Source organism: Galenea microaerophila, assembly GCF_054657255.1.
In genome coordinates this window covers 153,731-168,305 of sequence record NZ_BAAHWZ010000002.1, presented here as the reverse complement: position 1 = coordinate 168,305, position 14,575 = coordinate 153,731, and the positions used below count along the sequence as shown (strand labels likewise).

Here is a 14,575-nt window from a genome sequence, read left to right as displayed (position 1 = left end):
CATGATGTTGACGCTTTTATTGGCACCAGCACTGATTATGTTCTTGGTCAGCCTCTCTAAAAATGACAATGTGCAAAAGATTCTACCGCTAACCGTGTTTTTAATTTTATTGCCCATTGGCGAGTTAATGATCCTCCCTAAACCCTTTCCCATCTTAGGGGAGTATTTAGTGGCGGATAAATTAAGTACTTATGTGTTACTGATCTCTTCCATTGTCGCCATAGGGGTGACTTTGGCGCTGATGACTTTAAAGCAACGCGTTACCATTGCTCGCTCCGCCTATCGCCGTTTCTATCGCTTTTTTGCTCTTTTTTGGGTGGGGTTGATTCTATCGATTTTGGCCAATCATATGGGGCTTTATTGGATCGGGCTTGAAATGGCGACCCTTTCAACCGTCTATATGATTAAGACCCATCAGACGGACTACGCGCATAAACAGGCTTGGAACTATATGATTGTGGGGGCAATTGCCATCTCATTAGTTCTGTTTGGAATTATTCTTATCTATGCCAGTGCAAAACCTATTTTGGGCGAGGAAGCGATGCAGTTTGACCTCTTATTGCAGCATGCAAACGAGATTCAATCCCCCTTTATGTTTGAACTCGGGTTTGCGATTGTGACCGTTGGCATGTTTGTCAAAATGGGCTTTTTCCCAATGAATCTCTGGCTGCCAAATATTGAAAGGGCGGCTTTTTATCCAGTGGCAGCGCTGTTTAGTGGGATTTTAGAAAGTGCCATTTTGATTGGCTTTTTCCGCTTTAGCCATATTGCGATGGCCGTAGATTACTCGCATCTATTTGTTTTTGTGTTTGTTTATGTGATGTTGACCATTTTCATTGTGGCCTTCTTAATCTATCGTGCGAAAGATTTTGTCCGTCTGTTTTCGCTTTCAGGCATAGAACATACGGCTTTAATTGTTTTGTTCTGGATCAGCGGCGGCCCTTTTGCAGCTTTACTGCATTTGGGGGCGCACGCCTTTCTGAAACCGGCCTTGTTCTTATCCACGGGGGTTTTAGAGTCTCATGGTAAATATCAAATGGCCGGCACCTTAAAAGGCTTTGTGGGCAAAAAGGGGTGGGTATTTAGCTGGTTGGTGGTCCTTTTTATGTTGGCCATTATCTCCTTACCCCCGAGTCCGATGTTTTTCAGTGAACTCTATGGTTTTTCCGCCATGATTGAGTTGGCTAAACAGAGTCACTTTATGTTGGGTATGATCGGCGCAGTGCTAGTGCTGCTGATTCTGTTATCGATTATTTTTTATCGTTTTGTTGAGATTTATCAATCGATGCGCCATGAAGGGACGGGCCATCGAAAAGAGGTTTATCTGAACGAAGTCTTGGCAATGGTGCTTTTTGGTTTATCCCTTATGACCTTGTTATTGCCCTCAACTCTTGAATTTATAAGGAGTATCGCATGAGGCTGATTGCACGCTATGCCAAAGACTTAGGCGAACAGTTTGAAATTGTCACCGTATTTGATGAAAAGGTGCAAAAGGATCTGCTGACAAAATCGAATCCACAGATGATGAGTTTGGCTAAAAGCCACCCTGCCGCGATTTGGTTTGAGCGGAAAATACAGGATGATTTTGGCATCCAGTTCCAAGACAGTTTTGACCAACGGCCTTTGCTGAATCATGGGCGCTATGCTGAAGATGTGTATCCCATGTGTAAGTCCTTTCAGGCGACTGAAGTCCCAGAAAAGGAAGCTCAACCTTATCCTTATGAAGTGGTACAAGGAGAAGGGGTGTTTCAAGTGTCCGTTGGGCCGATTCATGCTGGCATTATCGAGCCTGGGCATTTCCATTTCTCACAAGCGGGTGAAGAGATATTGCATTTAGAAGTGCGTCATTTTTATAAATATCGCGCCATTGAAAAGATGCTCGAAGGGAAAACACTCTGGGAAGCGCGTCCCATTATTGAAAGAATCAGTGGTAATGAAAGCATCGCTTACCAAATCGCTTGGCGAGACTGTGTGCTTGCAGCGCATGCGGTCGAACTGCCATTGGCACTGCGTCAACAACATGCACTGCTGCTGGAGTTAGAACGATTGATTCATCATCTGAACGATATCGGTTTTATCCCCAATGATACAGGATTTGCTGCGGCTTTGGCCTATGGTTCAAAGTTGGTGGAAGAGGCGCGGCGGATGATGAAAACCTTGACGGGGCACCGATTTGGATTTGGCGCCATTCAATTTACCCTCTTAGCGTTAGATGACAAAGTGCTTGTCGATTGGTTAGCCGATCTCGAAATGCAGTTACAAGCGTTTGAAAAATGGATTGATGGCATACCGTCTTTATGGGATCGCATGGATACCACCGGGATTTTAAGCCCACAAAAGGCTCAAAAATATGATGTGGTTGGCGTGGTTGCGAGAGCTTCAGGACAACGACTGGATCGGCGGCAAAATCCTTTCTATTTTAATCACGGTTTTAAACTGGTCACTCAAGATAGAGGCGATGTTGCAGCCCGTTTTAAACTTCGGCTGGCAGAGATGAAGGTTTCCATTCAGATGATGCGCGCATTTCTTAACAACAAATCGCAAGAGAGCGAGGCTGTGGTTTTAGCGCAGCCTAAAGATGGCGCCTATATGAGCTTTAGTGAAAGTGCGATTGGCGAGCTATTTTTAGCGATCGATATTCAAGATGGCGTGATTGAACGCTTCTATGCAAGGGATCCTAGCTTTATTAACTGGCAAGCTCTGCATTTAATGATGCCGAATGATATTATTGCTGACTTTCCATTGATCAATAAAAGCTGTGATTTAAGCTATGCAGGAAACGACCTATGATGCGATTTTGGAAAAAACGTTTGCAAACGGGTATTTTGACTGAGAATCCAGAGCTGGATAGAGAGTTGGCAACGATTCGGGCAGAGATTAAAGATCACGTCCATCAAAAATTTGCCGGCAGTCTTGCCATTCGTATGGTCGATAGTGGTAGTTGCAATGCGTGTGAAGCGGAGTGTAATGCGCTCTCGAATCCCTATTATGATCTTGAACGTCTGGGTATCTACTTTGTGGCCAGCCCGCGCCATGCTGATGTGATGTTGCTCAGCGGAGTGGTCACCTTGAATATGGCGCCACATGTGATAGATGCCTATCAGCAGATGGCCGCGCCTAAATGGGTGATTGCCATCGGTGACTGTCCATTAGGCGGTGCGGTTTTTGAAAAGACATTTGCCATTAAAGGGGCTAAGGGCATTGAAATTCCAATTAGCCACCATATTCCAGGCTGCCCACCAGACCCTAAAACGCTGATGCAGGGCTTCTTAGCGTTTCTGCAGAAACTCTAAGCCGCGCTTGCAGAGGCCTCTTCTTCACGTCGACGCTTATAAGCAGCACGGATTAGAGCGATAAAGATCCCCAAAATCAATCCAGTAACGCCCGCCACCGCTAGGATGAGTGCTTTTTTAGGTTTGATCGGCTGTGTGGCAGGCGCAGCGGGTGAATCAATGCGCACCACATCAAAGGTAGTTTTATCAATTTTTAGTGATTGTAATTGGTTTAATTTTATTTCATTTTCTCTGAGTTTTGCTCTCAAAGAATCGTCAAGTTTAGCTATGAATAGGGCATCATCTGTACGACTTTCTAAAGCTTGCTTTTCAGCTTCTAAAAATTTATAGCCATAAAAATACAAAGGCATTTTTTTAATATAGATATTGACCGTATGGGATTGTCCTATAAATTTGGGGGAGGAAATATTTAATTTCTTGGCGATGGCAATGGCTTCATTCAGTCTATCTATTTGGTCGGAGCGAATATTTTTAGCCGTTTTTTTAATGGCATTTATATCGTTTGTCACTTTATTTAAAAGAAGCGTGTAATCTGTCATAATGTCATTATATATTTGATTTATCGTTATTAATCGTGATCTTTGTATCGCTTCATTGACAATTTTGGCAACAATGTTGGGTTGTGCTTTAAGGGTTAGCTTAAGTGCGAACACCGCATTGTCACTCTTTCTTTTAGGCTTCTCGATTTGAAAATCTTTGTTGAACTGTTCTAAAGCACCGGCTAATGCAGCAGCTTTTTTATTTTCGGGTAAATTTTTTATATTAGGCGCATAGATCGTTGTTAAATCATATTTTTCAAACAAGGTTTTTTTTAATTCGCGAGAAGATAAATTGATTAAGAATTGCTCAAATACGAATATTTGCTGAGGTGTGTAGGATAGAGAGTATGGGGATGCTTGTTGAGATCTGTCTGACTGTGTATCTTTCTGTTGAGGCATGCTCGGTTGGTTATCGAACAAAATATGAAGCGCATTCATGGGTTTAACTTTTTCGGCTTCTGGGGGAAGGATATAGGCAGTGGATTGGTAACTGGGTGTTGCCTTTAATACATAACCCAAAGCCATGGAGATAATAATGCCTGTGGTTAATGCAATGGTTTTCCATTCGCTGACTAAGTTTTGCCAAAGCTCAAATAGATCAATTTCATCTTCTGTTGCGCAGTAGGATTCGGTTGTTTGCAGGGAAGGCTGCTTTTCCATATTGACCTCAGTTTTTAGATGCAAAATAATGAGCTTAATATAGAGATAAAAATATGAAAAATCAACTGACAGGAGCTTAATTCGATAAAAATACTTTTCACTGTCGGTGCGCTTTGGTAGTATCTTAACCCTAGATTTGTTGAGTAAGGCTGAAAGGTGGTTGACTGTGTGTGGAATTGTTGGTGGTATTGCCGAAAGAAATATTGTGCCCATCCTATTAGAGGGCTTAAAAAGACTTGAGTATCGGGGATATGACTCTTCTGGCATGGCTTTGCTAAAAACTGCATCGCAAGCTGATGCGGATGCATTTTCTATCCAACGTTTGCGCGCAGTTGGGAAAATCAAAAACCTGGAAGCTAAAATTCAAGCGCAGGCAGATTTTGCGGGCCATGTGGGGATTGCCCATACCCGCTGGGCGACGCATGGGATTCCTTCCGAAAATAATGCCCATCCTCATATCTGTAATAACGAGGTGGCCATCGTTCATAATGGCATTATTGAAAATTATCATGCATTAAAGGCAGAACAAGAAGCGCAAGGTTATCGCTTTACCTCTGAGACAGATACCGAAGTGGTGGCACATGCCATTCATCACAGCTTGAAGTCCGCTTCCTCGCTTTTATCTGCCGTACAGAGTGTCGTGGCACAGCTTGAGGGGGCCTATGCTTTAGGGGTGATTAGCTCGCAATTTCCAGATCGATTGGTCGCTGCTAGAAAAGGTAGCCCCTTGGTGATTGGGGTCGGCATAGGTGAGTATTTTATCGCTTCTGATGTTTCTGCTTTGCTGCCCGTCACCCAAAACTTTATCTTTCTGGAAGAGGGCGATATGGCAGAACTCACCTTGCAAGGAATTAAAATTTTTAACCAACAAGGTGAGCCGGTAGAGAGAGAAATTAAACAATCTTCTGTCAATATCAGTGCTGTCGAGCTAGGTAAACATCGCCACTATATGCATAAGGAGATTTTTGAACAGCCGCAAGCGGTGATTGACACCTTAGAAGGGCGCATTTCTCAAACACACGTTTTCTCTTCTGCGTTTGGACACAATGCGGATGAGATTTTTAAATCGGTTAAACAAGTCCAGATTATTGCCTGTGGCACCAGCTATCATGCGGGGATGGTGGCGAAATATTGGTTTGAAGATATCGCCCGTATTCCTTGTTCCGTAGAAGTGGCCAGTGAGTATCGATATCGCAATCCGGTGATTATCGACCAGACTTTATTTGTGACCATTAGTCAATCGGGAGAAACGGCGGATACGCTGGCAGCTTTACAACAAGTTAAGCAAGTGGCACAAAATCAGAAGATCACGACCTTAACGATTTGCAATGTTCCCGAGTCCAGTTTGACCAGACTGTCTGATCTCACTTTTTTAACCCATGCCGGTCCAGAAATCGGTGTGGCTTCCACCAAAGCCTTTACCACGCAATTGGTTGCACTGGCTTTATTGGTAACCGTCATGGGGAAATTGCAGCAGACCATTTCGGAAACACAAGAAACCAAAATCGTGCAAGGGTTACAGAAATTGCCTGTCTTAATTCAACACGCTTTAAAGCATGAAGCGACCATTGAAGCGATAGCGCAAAGTTTTGCGGATAAAGAGCATGCGCTCTTTTTAGGGAGAGGCACCCTATATCCCATTGCAATGGAGGGTGCCCTTAAACTTAAAGAGATCAGCTATATTCACGCAGAAGCCTACCCAGCTGGAGAACTCAAACATGGGCCTTTGGCGTTGATCGATGAAAAAATGCCGGTTATTGCCATCGCTCCACATAATGAGCTGTTGGAGAAACTCAAATCCAATCTGCAAGAAGTGAAAGCCAGAGGCGGCAGTATGATTGTATTTGAAGATGAGCAGTCAGACATCACTTCAGAAGAGAGCGTTCAGGTCATTAAAACCACCTCAAATGTGGGCAGGATTACCGCTCCGATTACCTTTAATATCCCTTTACAGCTATTGGCGTATCATGTGGCCTTAATAAAAGGGACGGATGTGGATCAGCCACGAAATTTAGCCAAATCGGTAACGGTAGAGTAGAGATTATTGTAGATTAATAAGCTTATGAGGAAAAATTATGAAAATATTTGTCTTGATTTTAGGTGTGTGCTTTCCTTCTTGGGTATTTGCCTCGCCGGTAAATATTAACAGTGCTTTTGCTGAGCAACTAGCGTCTAGTTTGTCGGGTATTGGGCCAAAGAAAGCAGAGGCGATTGTGGCTTACCGAAAAGCGCATGGTCCTTTTAAAAGCGCTGATGATTTAAGTCAGGTTAAAGGGATTGGTAGTAAAACGATTGCTAAAAATGCGCAGGACATTTTGTTGAAGGATTCTGAAACAAAATAGTCTGTTGGTGCTGGATGTCAATGGCAATTTAAAAAGTGATTGCTTTGAAGCAAGATAAGTCCTCCTGAGCGTTTTGAAAAACTGATATACAAAACTTTTAAATTTTGACTTAATAATCTAGATTCTCTCCAAGTACAAAATATGGCTGAAATTGCCAGTGCAAATCGGTTTGTTTGAAGCCCTCTCTATCCTTCCAGAACGGTGGTTGGCTTTGACGCTGGTCACTTTGATACTTTTTGCTCCATTTAATTATTCATAAAAACAGGCAGAAAAATTCTAACTAATTTATAAATAAGGAATTTTGACAGTTCTGTTTTACCTGGTAAACTATTCAATCTTTGTTCGGTGTTGAAGATGTCAAGTCATTTAGAAACCATCCAGCAAGCACTCAAGTATGAGAACCTGAGTTCGTCCGCCATAGCAAAAGTCACCGGTTTGAGTCAGCCCACGGTGAGCTGTGCTTTGAAAGCACGCTAAGGTTAAGAGGTGTGATCAATCTCCACCCAGCGTAACAGCTTCATCTTCCCTTCAGTAGTTTCGACAATCGCCGTGCAGCTTTCCACCCAATCACCACAGTTGTAGTAATCAATCCCTTCGATATCACGAATTTCGGGATGGTGAATATGACCGCAAACCACTCCTTGGTAGCCGTTCAATTGACAATCTTTCACGACCGCTTCTTCATAAGCTGTAATGAAGGAGACGGCAGATTTCACTCTCTGCTTGACATAGGCAGATAACGACCAATAGCGCATCCCAAACAACTGCCGGATCTTGTTAAAGTGGGTATTGAAACGAACCAAGGTTTCATACCCCCAATCGCCAAGTACTGCCAACCATTTACGGGTTTGTACGACACTGTCATATTTGTCACCGTGTACGACCAGTAAACGATCCCCATTGAGGCAGAGATGTTCTGTTTGGTCAGTCAAAAAAATATTACCGAAATCGATACCGGAATAGCGACGTAAAAACTCATCATGGTTGCCGGTAACGAAAATCACTTTGGTGCCACGCTTGGCTTTGGTCAAAATACGTCGGATGACATTGGTGTGTTCTTGAGGCCAGTAGATGCGTTTCTTCAGACGCCAACCGTCGATGATGTCACCAACTAGGTAGAGTGTCTCGCAGTGGTTATATTTGAGGAAGTCGGCTAAAAACTCAGCTTTTGCCCCTTTGGAACCCAGATGGACATCTGAGATGAATATGGTTTTATAATGCTGATGTTGATGTGTGTTTTCTGCGACAATCAAATCGTCTTTTGCAATAGAGGCCATCCAGTCGGGCATTTGATTCAGTTTTTGCAGGTCTTGCATTTTCCGTACTTCCTCAAGGCTTTTGGTTTAGTCTAACCCTTAAAAGTTGCACTTTTATCACAGTTAAATGTCGGTTAAATGACAAGCACAAAATTGTTGCCATTAATTTCATAAATGATTCATTTCTAGACGCATTTTTTTGTTTACCTTACTCATTTAATGTGAACTTGAGAAAAAATCATAAGATGTGTGCGGAAACTGCTATTCGAAAATTGGCTTTAATCACAGATGCTTGGACACCACAAGTCAACGGTGTCGTGACCACGCTGACGCAGATGGTCAGAGAGTTGGAGCATAAAGGGGTGATCGTTGAGGTCTTTCAGCCCAATGATTACAAATGCTTCCCCATGCCGACCTATCCTGAAATCCCAATTGTCTGGTCGGCCAAGGACCTTGAAAGACGCATACTGGATTTTGCACCTGATGCCATTCATATCGCGACTGAAGGGGGATTGGGGTGGCGTGCGCGTCGCATCTGTTTGAAGCACAAATTGCCCTTTACCACAGGCTATCACACCAAATATCCTGAGTATATTCGTAAGCGTTTTCCGGTGCCCGAGCGTTGGATTTATGCCTTATTAAGACGCTTCCACAACAAAGGGGAGATGACGTATGTGCCTTCAGAATCGACGCTGAAAGAGCTGAAAGAACAGGGCTTTAATGCCTTAACTGTGGTGACCCGTGGCGTCGATACCGACACCTTTAACCCCAGCCGACGGGTAGAAATGGATTTTCCTAAACCGATCTATCTATCGGTTGGACGCATTGCACCGGAAAAAAATCTGGAAGCTTTTTTGGATTTAGATTTACCTGGGACTAAGGTAGTTGTCGGCCGAGGCCCTTCACTGGAAGCCTTGCAAACGCGCTATCCGGATGCGGTTTTTGTCGGTGCTAAATTTGGAGAAGCGTTGGCAACCTACTATGCGAGCGCAGATGTTTTTGTTTTCCCTTCGCTGACGGATACTTATGGGGTGGTGAATATTGAAGCCATTGCCTGTGGTTTACCGGTGGCCGCCTTCCCGGTATCAGGTCCCAAAGACATTATTACGCAAGGGGTGAATGGCTGGATGGATAAGGATCTTAAAATCGCCATTGAGCGCTGTTTAACTCTGGATCGTAGCCAGATTGCAGACTCCATCGGCGGGTTAACCTGGGATCAAGCGACCGAACAATTTCTCAGTCATCTTAGTTATATTGATTGGAAATGATTTTATCGTCAGTGATCAAGCTCTGGTTTTAAAAAGACTTCTGTTAACAGAAGCGGGGCTTGATTTTGTTGAAATAGACAGCGGCGGGCGTAGGTGGATTGGCTTTCGATGGGTGTGGGCAGATATGGCCATCGGAGTTGGGTTTGAGCGAATTCAAAAGGGCTGCGTTTGAGGTTGGGCAGCTGAAAAAGCCATTCGCCTAGCGGGCGATTGCCAAGGTGCTGCAGATTGAGCCAGGGATTACCGGCGGAAAAATGAGGAATCAGGGTGCGGGCATAGACGATGGGTTGCTGGTTACAAAGTAAGAGTACACAGCGTGTCCACACTTGTTGTCCGTCTGTTAGCTTGAGCTTTTGTTGTTCACTGGGAAGCGGCGTATCCCAGCCTTCAAACAGTCTCTGTACGTGAAAGGAGGCACATTGCTGTTTGAGTTTAGCAGTCAGTGAGCTGCGGTCGCTGAGCCAAGGGCGGATGGAAATGGGAAAACGGCCGTGCAGTGAGGCGGGTTTCCAGTGTAACCGGACATTTTTGCCTGGCAGGACTGGGGATTTTGGCTTTTTTTCGAATTTTTCAAGCATTTTTGTATTCTGAACGTTGACCAATCCAGCGTTTTTGGAGCTCGGCGACGCTTTCTGGGTGGGTTTGAATCAGTTTTTGCGCCCATTGTTGAGCGCTGGCAATCCATTTTTGGTCTCTTTGCAGATCGGCAATGCGAAATTGTAGGCCGCCGGTTTGACGCGTACCGAGAATCTCGCCGGGCCCCCTTAGTTTTAAATCTTCTTGGGCAATTTTAAAGCCATCGGTGGTTTCACGCATAATTTGCAGTCTTTTTTTACCCACTTCTGATAAAGGCGCCTGATAGAGCAGCACGCAGTGGCTCTGCTTCTGGCCGCGTCCAACACGGCCGCGCAGCTGATGGAGTTGGGCCAATCCAAGACGTTCGGCATTCTCAATCACCATCAGCGAGGCGTTCGGCACATTGACGCCGACTTCAATCACCGTGGTGGCGACCAGTAGGTCTAATTGATGGGCATGGAAGGCTTGCATCACTTGTGCTTTCTCTACCGCTTTCATCCGTCCATGGACCAGTCCGACGCGTAACTCTGGCCATTGCGTTTGAAACTGTTGTGCCGTGACTTCTGCCGCCTGCGCCCGCACCACTTCAGATTCTTCAATCAGCGGGCAGACCCAGTAGGCTTGCACGCCTTGACGGCACTGTTGCACCAAATGTGCCATCACCTCTTCGCGCCGGCTTTGATTGAGCACCGCCGTTTCTATCGGCTGTCGGCCAGGCGGCAGGGTGTCAATAATGGAGATGTCTAAATCGCCATAGGCGGTCATCGCCAATGTTCGTGGGATGGGGGTGGCGGTCATGACCAGCTGATGAACACCTTGCGTCGCATTTTGTTTGCCTTTATTTTGTAGGGCCAATCTTTGGTGGACGCCAAATCGGTGCTGCTCATCAATAATCACTAAGCCCAATTGATGAAACTGTACCGTCTCTTGGAAGAGAGCGTGGGTGCCGACAACGACTTTGGCCTCACCCGATTGAATTTTTTCCAGCATTTGTTTGCGTTCGGCCGTTTTCATGCGCCCATTGAGCCAAGCCATTTCGATGCCGACACAGTCTAACCACTCGGCAAAATGGTTGCGGTGCTGTTCTGCTAGAATTTCAGTCGGTGCCATAATGGCCACTTGATGGCCGGCTTCAGCCGCTTGGATGGCGGCGAGCGCTGCAACTATGGTTTTTCCGGAGCCGACATCGCCCTGGACCAGCCGCTGCATGGGCGTGCCTTGATGCAGGTCTTGTTGGATTTCACGCCAGACGCGTTGTTGAGCCGCCGTGAGCTCAAAGGGTAGGCTGGCAAGCAGTTGGTTACAGAGGTGGCTTTGTGGAAAAATAGGGGCGGTTTTTTGACGGCTGTTTTGACGCAGGGCTTGCATTGCCAGCTGATGGGTCAGCAGCTCTTCAAAGATGAGCCGCTGTTGCGCTGGATGGGTAAAGTTTTGCATGGCCAAAAGATCATCTGCCGGTTGCGGTTGATGCAGTGTCACCAGTGCTTGATTAATGGGCGGCAGATGCAGGGCGGATAAAATCTCATCTGGTAGGGCTTCTGTTAAAGGATATTGCTGATGCAGTGTGAACGCCTGTTTAATCAGTTTTCGCAGCGTCGCTTGGCCAATGCCCTCAGTGGTGGGATAGGTGGGGGTGAGTGTGGTTTCCAGAGGGGGCGATTGATCGGCCGCAAAAATTTGATAGTGCGGATGCACCATTTCTAAGCCGTTGGGCCCTTGACGCATTTCGCCAAATGCGCGGACTTTGAGTCCTCTGCGGAATTGTTGGGCTTGTTGACGATAGAAGTGGAAAAAGCGCAGAGTGATGGGGTGTGTCTGTCCTTCCCTATGGCTATCGACCAGTTTGACTAATAGGCTGGCATTGCGGGATTGGGTCATATGCTGGCCGAGGATTTCCCCCTCTATCTGCACCTCTTGACCCAGTAACTGGGGAGAAACGGGCCAAAGCCGAGTGCGATCTTGATAACGACTGGGCAGGTGAAATAGCAGATCCTGCAGGGTCAAAATGCCCAATTTTTGCAGCTTTTCAGCCTGTTTCTGCCCAACGCCTTTCAGCTGGGTAATGGCTTGCTGTGCCAGCATGACAGGGGTCGTTTAGTAGCTGCTGAGCACCATCACCCCGTCCATCTCCACATCGGTTCCCTTGGGAAGTTCTTTGACGCCTACAGCCGCGCGTGCAGGATAGGGTTGTTCAAAATATTGCGCCATAATTTCATTGACAGTGGCAAAGTGACTCAGGTCAGTGAGATAAATATTCAGTTTTACAATATCTTGCAAACGACCGCCAGCTGCTTCACAGACGGCATTTAGGTTTTGAAACACTTGATGAATGCGTTCGCTGATATCGCCTTCCCGTAGCGTCATGCTCTCTGGAATTAAGGCGATCTGACCAGAAAGATAAACGGTATTGCCGACTTTAACGGCTTGAGAATAGGTGCCAATGGCTTGAGGGGCTTTGTCTGTGCTGATAATTTCTTTCATAATGACTCCTAACAACTTTGTCGACTGATTTTTTCCACAATGGGTAACTGTTTTAAGCGGCGCATGACATCGGCTAAGTGTTTGCGATCTTGTACCTTGACCACAAAATGCATTACGCTGTAGGTTTCATCCTTGTCTTCAGAGCGCACGCTTTCAATATCGGTTTGCGCGTCTGCAATGCGATTGGTGACCATAGCGAGTGCGCCGCGTTTGTTTTGCACCTCCACCTCAATCTCGGTGGCAAAGGTTTGCTGAATCTGCGCTTCCCATTGGACATCCAGCCATTTATCCGGCTGTTTTTGATAGTTCTTCACATTGGTGCAGCAGGCGCGATGAATGACCAAGCCTTTTTCAGAGCTGATAAAGCCCATAATCTCATCGCCAGGGATGGGGCGGCAGCATTGGGCGAATTTCACCGCAACGCCTTCGGTGCCGGTAATGGCTAAGGGCGTGCTCTCTGGTGGGTAAGCGGCTAATGACTGTTGATCACTCCCCAGCACCAGATCATGAATCTGTTTGGCAACCAAAGAGGGGATGCGCTTGCCCATGCCGATCTCTTGCATCAGACCAGACCAGGACTCAAGGTTCAGAATTTCTAAAATGCTCTCTTGCAGAACCTCATCCAAACTTTCGTAGGACATATTGTATTGCCGCAATGCTTTGCTGAGTAAGCGGACACCTAGGGCTTCTGCCGACCCTTTTTCTTGATGTTTGAGGAAATGGCGAATTTGCGAGCGCGCCTTGGCTGTGGTGACAAAGTTCAACCAATTGGGGTTGGGCTGGGGCTCTTTTCCTTTAATGATTTCAACGGTTTGCCCACTTTCCAAAACGGTTCTTAGGGGCACCAGTTTTTTATCAATGCGGCAACCGATGGTCGCATGCCCTAAATTGGAGTGCACCGCATAGGCAAAATCGATCACTGTCGCGCCTTTGGGTAGGGTGATAATGTCTCCTTTAGGGGTAAAGACATAGATCACATCTGGGAAAAGATCAATTTTGACATTCTCTAAAAAGTCGAGTGAATTCCCTGCGCTTTGCTGAATCTCCAGCAGGTTTTTGACCCACTCTTGCGCTTTGATCTCGACAGGAGAAGGCGGTTCATTTTTGCCTTCTTTATAATGCCAATGGGCGGCAATGCCATGTTCGGAAACTTCATGCATGGTATGGGTCCGAATTTGAACTTCGACATGCACCCCAAAAGGGCCAAATACGACGGTATGCAGAGATTGATAGCCATTGGGTTTAGGGATGGCAATATAGTCTTTGATCCGGCCAGGTAGAGGTTTGTAGAGCGAGTGGACGGAGCCTAGGGTACGGTAGCACTCATCGACGCTATTGACGATAATACGAAAGGCAAAGATATCGAGAATGTCATTAAAGTGCAGCCCTTTATTTTTCATCTTTTTGTAAAGGCTGTAGAGATGTTTTTCACGACCAATGACTTGGGCAGGCATGCCATCCGCTTTAAGACGGTTTTGTAGGGTTTCGGTTATCTGCTCTACAATGGCTTTACGGTTACCGCGCGCTTTTTTCACTGCATTTTGCAACACGGCAAAGCGATAGGGGTGCATCGCTTTAAAGCCTAAGTCTTCCAATTCAATCCGAATGGCATTGATCCCAAGACGGGCGGCGATGGGGGCATAGATGTCTAAGGTCTCTTTGGCAATACGACGCTGTTTGTCTGGACGCATCACCCCTAAGGTGCGCATATTGTGTAGGCGGTCGGCCAGCTTAATGAGAATGACACGAATATCCCGACTCATCGCCAGAATCATTTTGCGGAAGTTTTCAGCTTGTGCTTCTTGAGGGTTGTTAAATTGCAGCTTCCCAAGTTTGGTGACGCCATCGACAATTTCCGCCACACTGTCGCCAAAGCGTTGGGCAATGTCCTCTTTTGTGTAGGGGGTGTCTTCTACCACATCATGCAGGAGGGCAGCGACTAAGCTTTCGGTATCCAGTTGAATATCTGCTAGGATTTCGGCCACTGCAACTGGATGCCAAACATAATCGCCGCCCGCTTTGCGTTTTTGCCCTTGGTGCGCCTGTTTAGCAAAGGCAAAAGCCGCCTCTACCTGTGCGACCTGTTCAGGTTGGAGGTATTGGCGGCTCTTTTGTAATAGACCATCAATAGAAGTGGGCGTGGGCATGAAACGCTAAGGC

General features: G+C 46.1%; 13 protein-coding genes. 7 read left to right on the top strand and 6 right to left on the bottom strand.

Annotation, left to right across the window (positions count from 1 at the left end):
- Position 1: 1 nt before the first annotated feature.
- Genes ACYQ05_RS06125 through ACYQ05_RS06115 form a run of 3 tightly spaced genes read left to right on the top strand, consistent with a single transcriptional unit; the run spans position 2 to position 3,293 of the window.
- Positions 2-1,417: a proton-conducting transporter transmembrane domain-containing protein gene (locus ACYQ05_RS06125; RefSeq protein ID WP_459819331.1), complete on the top strand. Its 1,416-nt coding sequence runs from the start codon at positions 2-4 to the stop codon at positions 1,415-1,417.
- Complete coding sequence (locus ACYQ05_RS06120) at positions 1,414-2,790, top strand: hydrogenase large subunit (RefSeq protein WP_459819329.1); 1,377 nt, start codon at positions 1,414-1,416, stop codon at positions 2,788-2,790. The genes ACYQ05_RS06125 and ACYQ05_RS06120 overlap by 4 nt, the downstream gene beginning before the upstream one ends.
- Positions 2,787-3,293, top strand: coding sequence for an NADH-quinone oxidoreductase subunit B family protein (locus ACYQ05_RS06115; RefSeq protein WP_459819327.1), 507 nt, complete (start codon positions 2,787-2,789; stop codon positions 3,291-3,293). Before ACYQ05_RS06120 ends, ACYQ05_RS06115 begins: the two co-directional genes overlap by 4 nt.
- On the opposite strand, the gene ACYQ05_RS06110 is transcribed toward ACYQ05_RS06115, so the two are convergent.
- Positions 3,290-4,705: a Wzz/FepE/Etk N-terminal domain-containing protein gene (locus ACYQ05_RS06110; RefSeq protein ID WP_459819325.1), complete on the bottom strand. Its 1,416-nt coding sequence runs from the start codon at positions 4,703-4,705 to the stop codon at positions 3,290-3,292. The genes ACYQ05_RS06115 and ACYQ05_RS06110 overlap by 4 nt on opposite strands.
- Here ACYQ05_RS06110 and glmS point away from each other — a divergent pair.
- The 3 genes from glmS (at position 4,659) to ACYQ05_RS06095 (ending at position 7,311) form a co-directional block, all read left to right on the top strand.
- On the top strand, positions 4,659-6,530 hold the full coding sequence (glmS, locus tag ACYQ05_RS06105; RefSeq protein WP_459819324.1) for a glutamine--fructose-6-phosphate transaminase (isomerizing): 1,872 nt from the start codon (positions 4,659-4,661) through the stop codon (positions 6,528-6,530). The two genes, ACYQ05_RS06110 and glmS, sit on opposite strands and share 47 nt — an antisense overlap.
- Positions 6,531-6,567: 37 nt before the next feature.
- Positions 6,568-6,834, top strand: a complete 267-nt coding sequence (locus ACYQ05_RS06100; protein WP_459819322.1) for a ComEA family DNA-binding protein — start codon at positions 6,568-6,570, stop codon at positions 6,832-6,834.
- A 354-nt stretch (positions 6,835-7,188) separates the two neighbouring features.
- Entirely contained in the window at positions 7,189-7,311 is a 123-nt protein-coding gene (locus tag ACYQ05_RS06095; protein WP_459819321.1) for a hypothetical protein, read from the top strand.
- 2 nt (positions 7,312-7,313) lie between these two features.
- Here ACYQ05_RS06095 and ACYQ05_RS06090 read toward each other — a convergent pair whose 3' ends face one another.
- On the bottom strand, positions 7,314-8,150 hold the full coding sequence (locus ACYQ05_RS06090) for a UDP-2,3-diacylglucosamine diphosphatase (protein WP_459819319.1): 837 nt from the start codon (positions 8,148-8,150) through the stop codon (positions 7,314-7,316).
- 185 nt (positions 8,151-8,335) lie between these two features.
- Here ACYQ05_RS06090 and ACYQ05_RS06085 point away from each other — a divergent pair, with 185 nt between their 5' ends.
- Complete coding sequence (locus tag ACYQ05_RS06085) at positions 8,336-9,358, top strand: glycosyltransferase family 4 protein (protein WP_459819317.1); 1,023 nt, start codon at positions 8,336-8,338, stop codon at positions 9,356-9,358.
- An 8-nt stretch (positions 9,359-9,366) separates the two neighbouring features.
- Here ACYQ05_RS06085 and ACYQ05_RS06080 read toward each other — a convergent pair whose 3' ends face one another.
- Genes ACYQ05_RS06080 through ACYQ05_RS06065 form a run of 4 tightly spaced genes read right to left on the bottom strand, consistent with a single transcriptional unit; the run spans position 9,367 to position 14,562 of the window.
- Positions 9,367-9,936, bottom strand: coding sequence for a chorismate--pyruvate lyase family protein (locus ACYQ05_RS06080; RefSeq protein WP_459819315.1), 570 nt, complete (start codon positions 9,934-9,936; stop codon positions 9,367-9,369).
- Positions 9,929-12,016, bottom strand: a complete 2,088-nt coding sequence (gene recG / locus ACYQ05_RS06075) for an ATP-dependent DNA helicase RecG (RefSeq protein WP_459819314.1) — start codon at positions 12,014-12,016, stop codon at positions 9,929-9,931. Before recG ends, ACYQ05_RS06080 begins: the two co-directional genes overlap by 8 nt.
- 12 nt (positions 12,017-12,028) lie before the next feature.
- Positions 12,029-12,415 (bottom strand): RidA family protein, encoded by a 387-nt coding sequence (locus ACYQ05_RS06070; RefSeq protein ID WP_459819312.1) that lies wholly within the window; start codon positions 12,413-12,415, stop codon positions 12,029-12,031.
- An 8-nt stretch (positions 12,416-12,423) separates the two neighbouring features.
- A complete protein-coding gene (locus ACYQ05_RS06065; RefSeq protein ID WP_459819310.1) occupies positions 12,424-14,562 on the bottom strand; it encodes a RelA/SpoT family protein in 2,139 nt (712 codons plus the stop codon).
- Positions 14,563-14,575: the final 13 nt, after the last annotated feature.

What these genes read in the sequence shown, in the direction of transcription:
- ACYQ05_RS06125 (WP_459819331.1), top strand. Translation starts at nt 2, where the DNA reads ATGATGTTGACGCTTTTATTGGCACCAGCACTGATTATGTTCTTGGTC.
- ACYQ05_RS06120 (WP_459819329.1), top strand. Translation starts at nt 1,414, where the DNA reads ATGAGGCTGATTGCACGCTATGCCAAAGACTTAGGCGAACAGTTTGAA.
- ACYQ05_RS06115 (WP_459819327.1), top strand. Translation starts at nt 2,787, where the DNA reads ATGATGCGATTTTGGAAAAAACGTTTGCAAACGGGTATTTTGACTGAG.
- ACYQ05_RS06110 (WP_459819325.1), bottom strand. Translation starts at nt 4,705, where the DNA reads ATGGGCACAATATTTCTTTCGGCAATACCACCAACAATTCCACACACA.
- ACYQ05_RS06100 (WP_459819322.1), top strand. Translation starts at nt 6,568, where the DNA reads ATGAAAATATTTGTCTTGATTTTAGGTGTGTGCTTTCCTTCTTGGGTA.
- ACYQ05_RS06095 (WP_459819321.1), top strand. Translation starts at nt 7,189, where the DNA reads ATGTCAAGTCATTTAGAAACCATCCAGCAAGCACTCAAGTATGAGAAC.
- ACYQ05_RS06090 (WP_459819319.1), bottom strand. Translation starts at nt 8,150, where the DNA reads ATGCAAGACCTGCAAAAACTGAATCAAATGCCCGACTGGATGGCCTCT.
- ACYQ05_RS06085 (WP_459819317.1), top strand. Translation starts at nt 8,336, where the DNA reads ATGTGTGCGGAAACTGCTATTCGAAAATTGGCTTTAATCACAGATGCT.
- ACYQ05_RS06080 (WP_459819315.1), bottom strand. Translation starts at nt 9,936, where the DNA reads ATGCTTGAAAAATTCGAAAAAAAGCCAAAATCCCCAGTCCTGCCAGGC.
- recG (WP_459819314.1), bottom strand. Translation starts at nt 12,016, where the DNA reads ATGCTGGCACAGCAAGCCATTACCCAGCTGAAAGGCGTTGGGCAGAAA.
- ACYQ05_RS06070 (WP_459819312.1), bottom strand. Translation starts at nt 12,415, where the DNA reads ATGAAAGAAATTATCAGCACAGACAAAGCCCCTCAAGCCATTGGCACC.
- ACYQ05_RS06065 (WP_459819310.1), bottom strand. Translation starts at nt 14,562, where the DNA reads ATGCCCACGCCCACTTCTATTGATGGTCTATTACAAAAGAGCCGCCAA.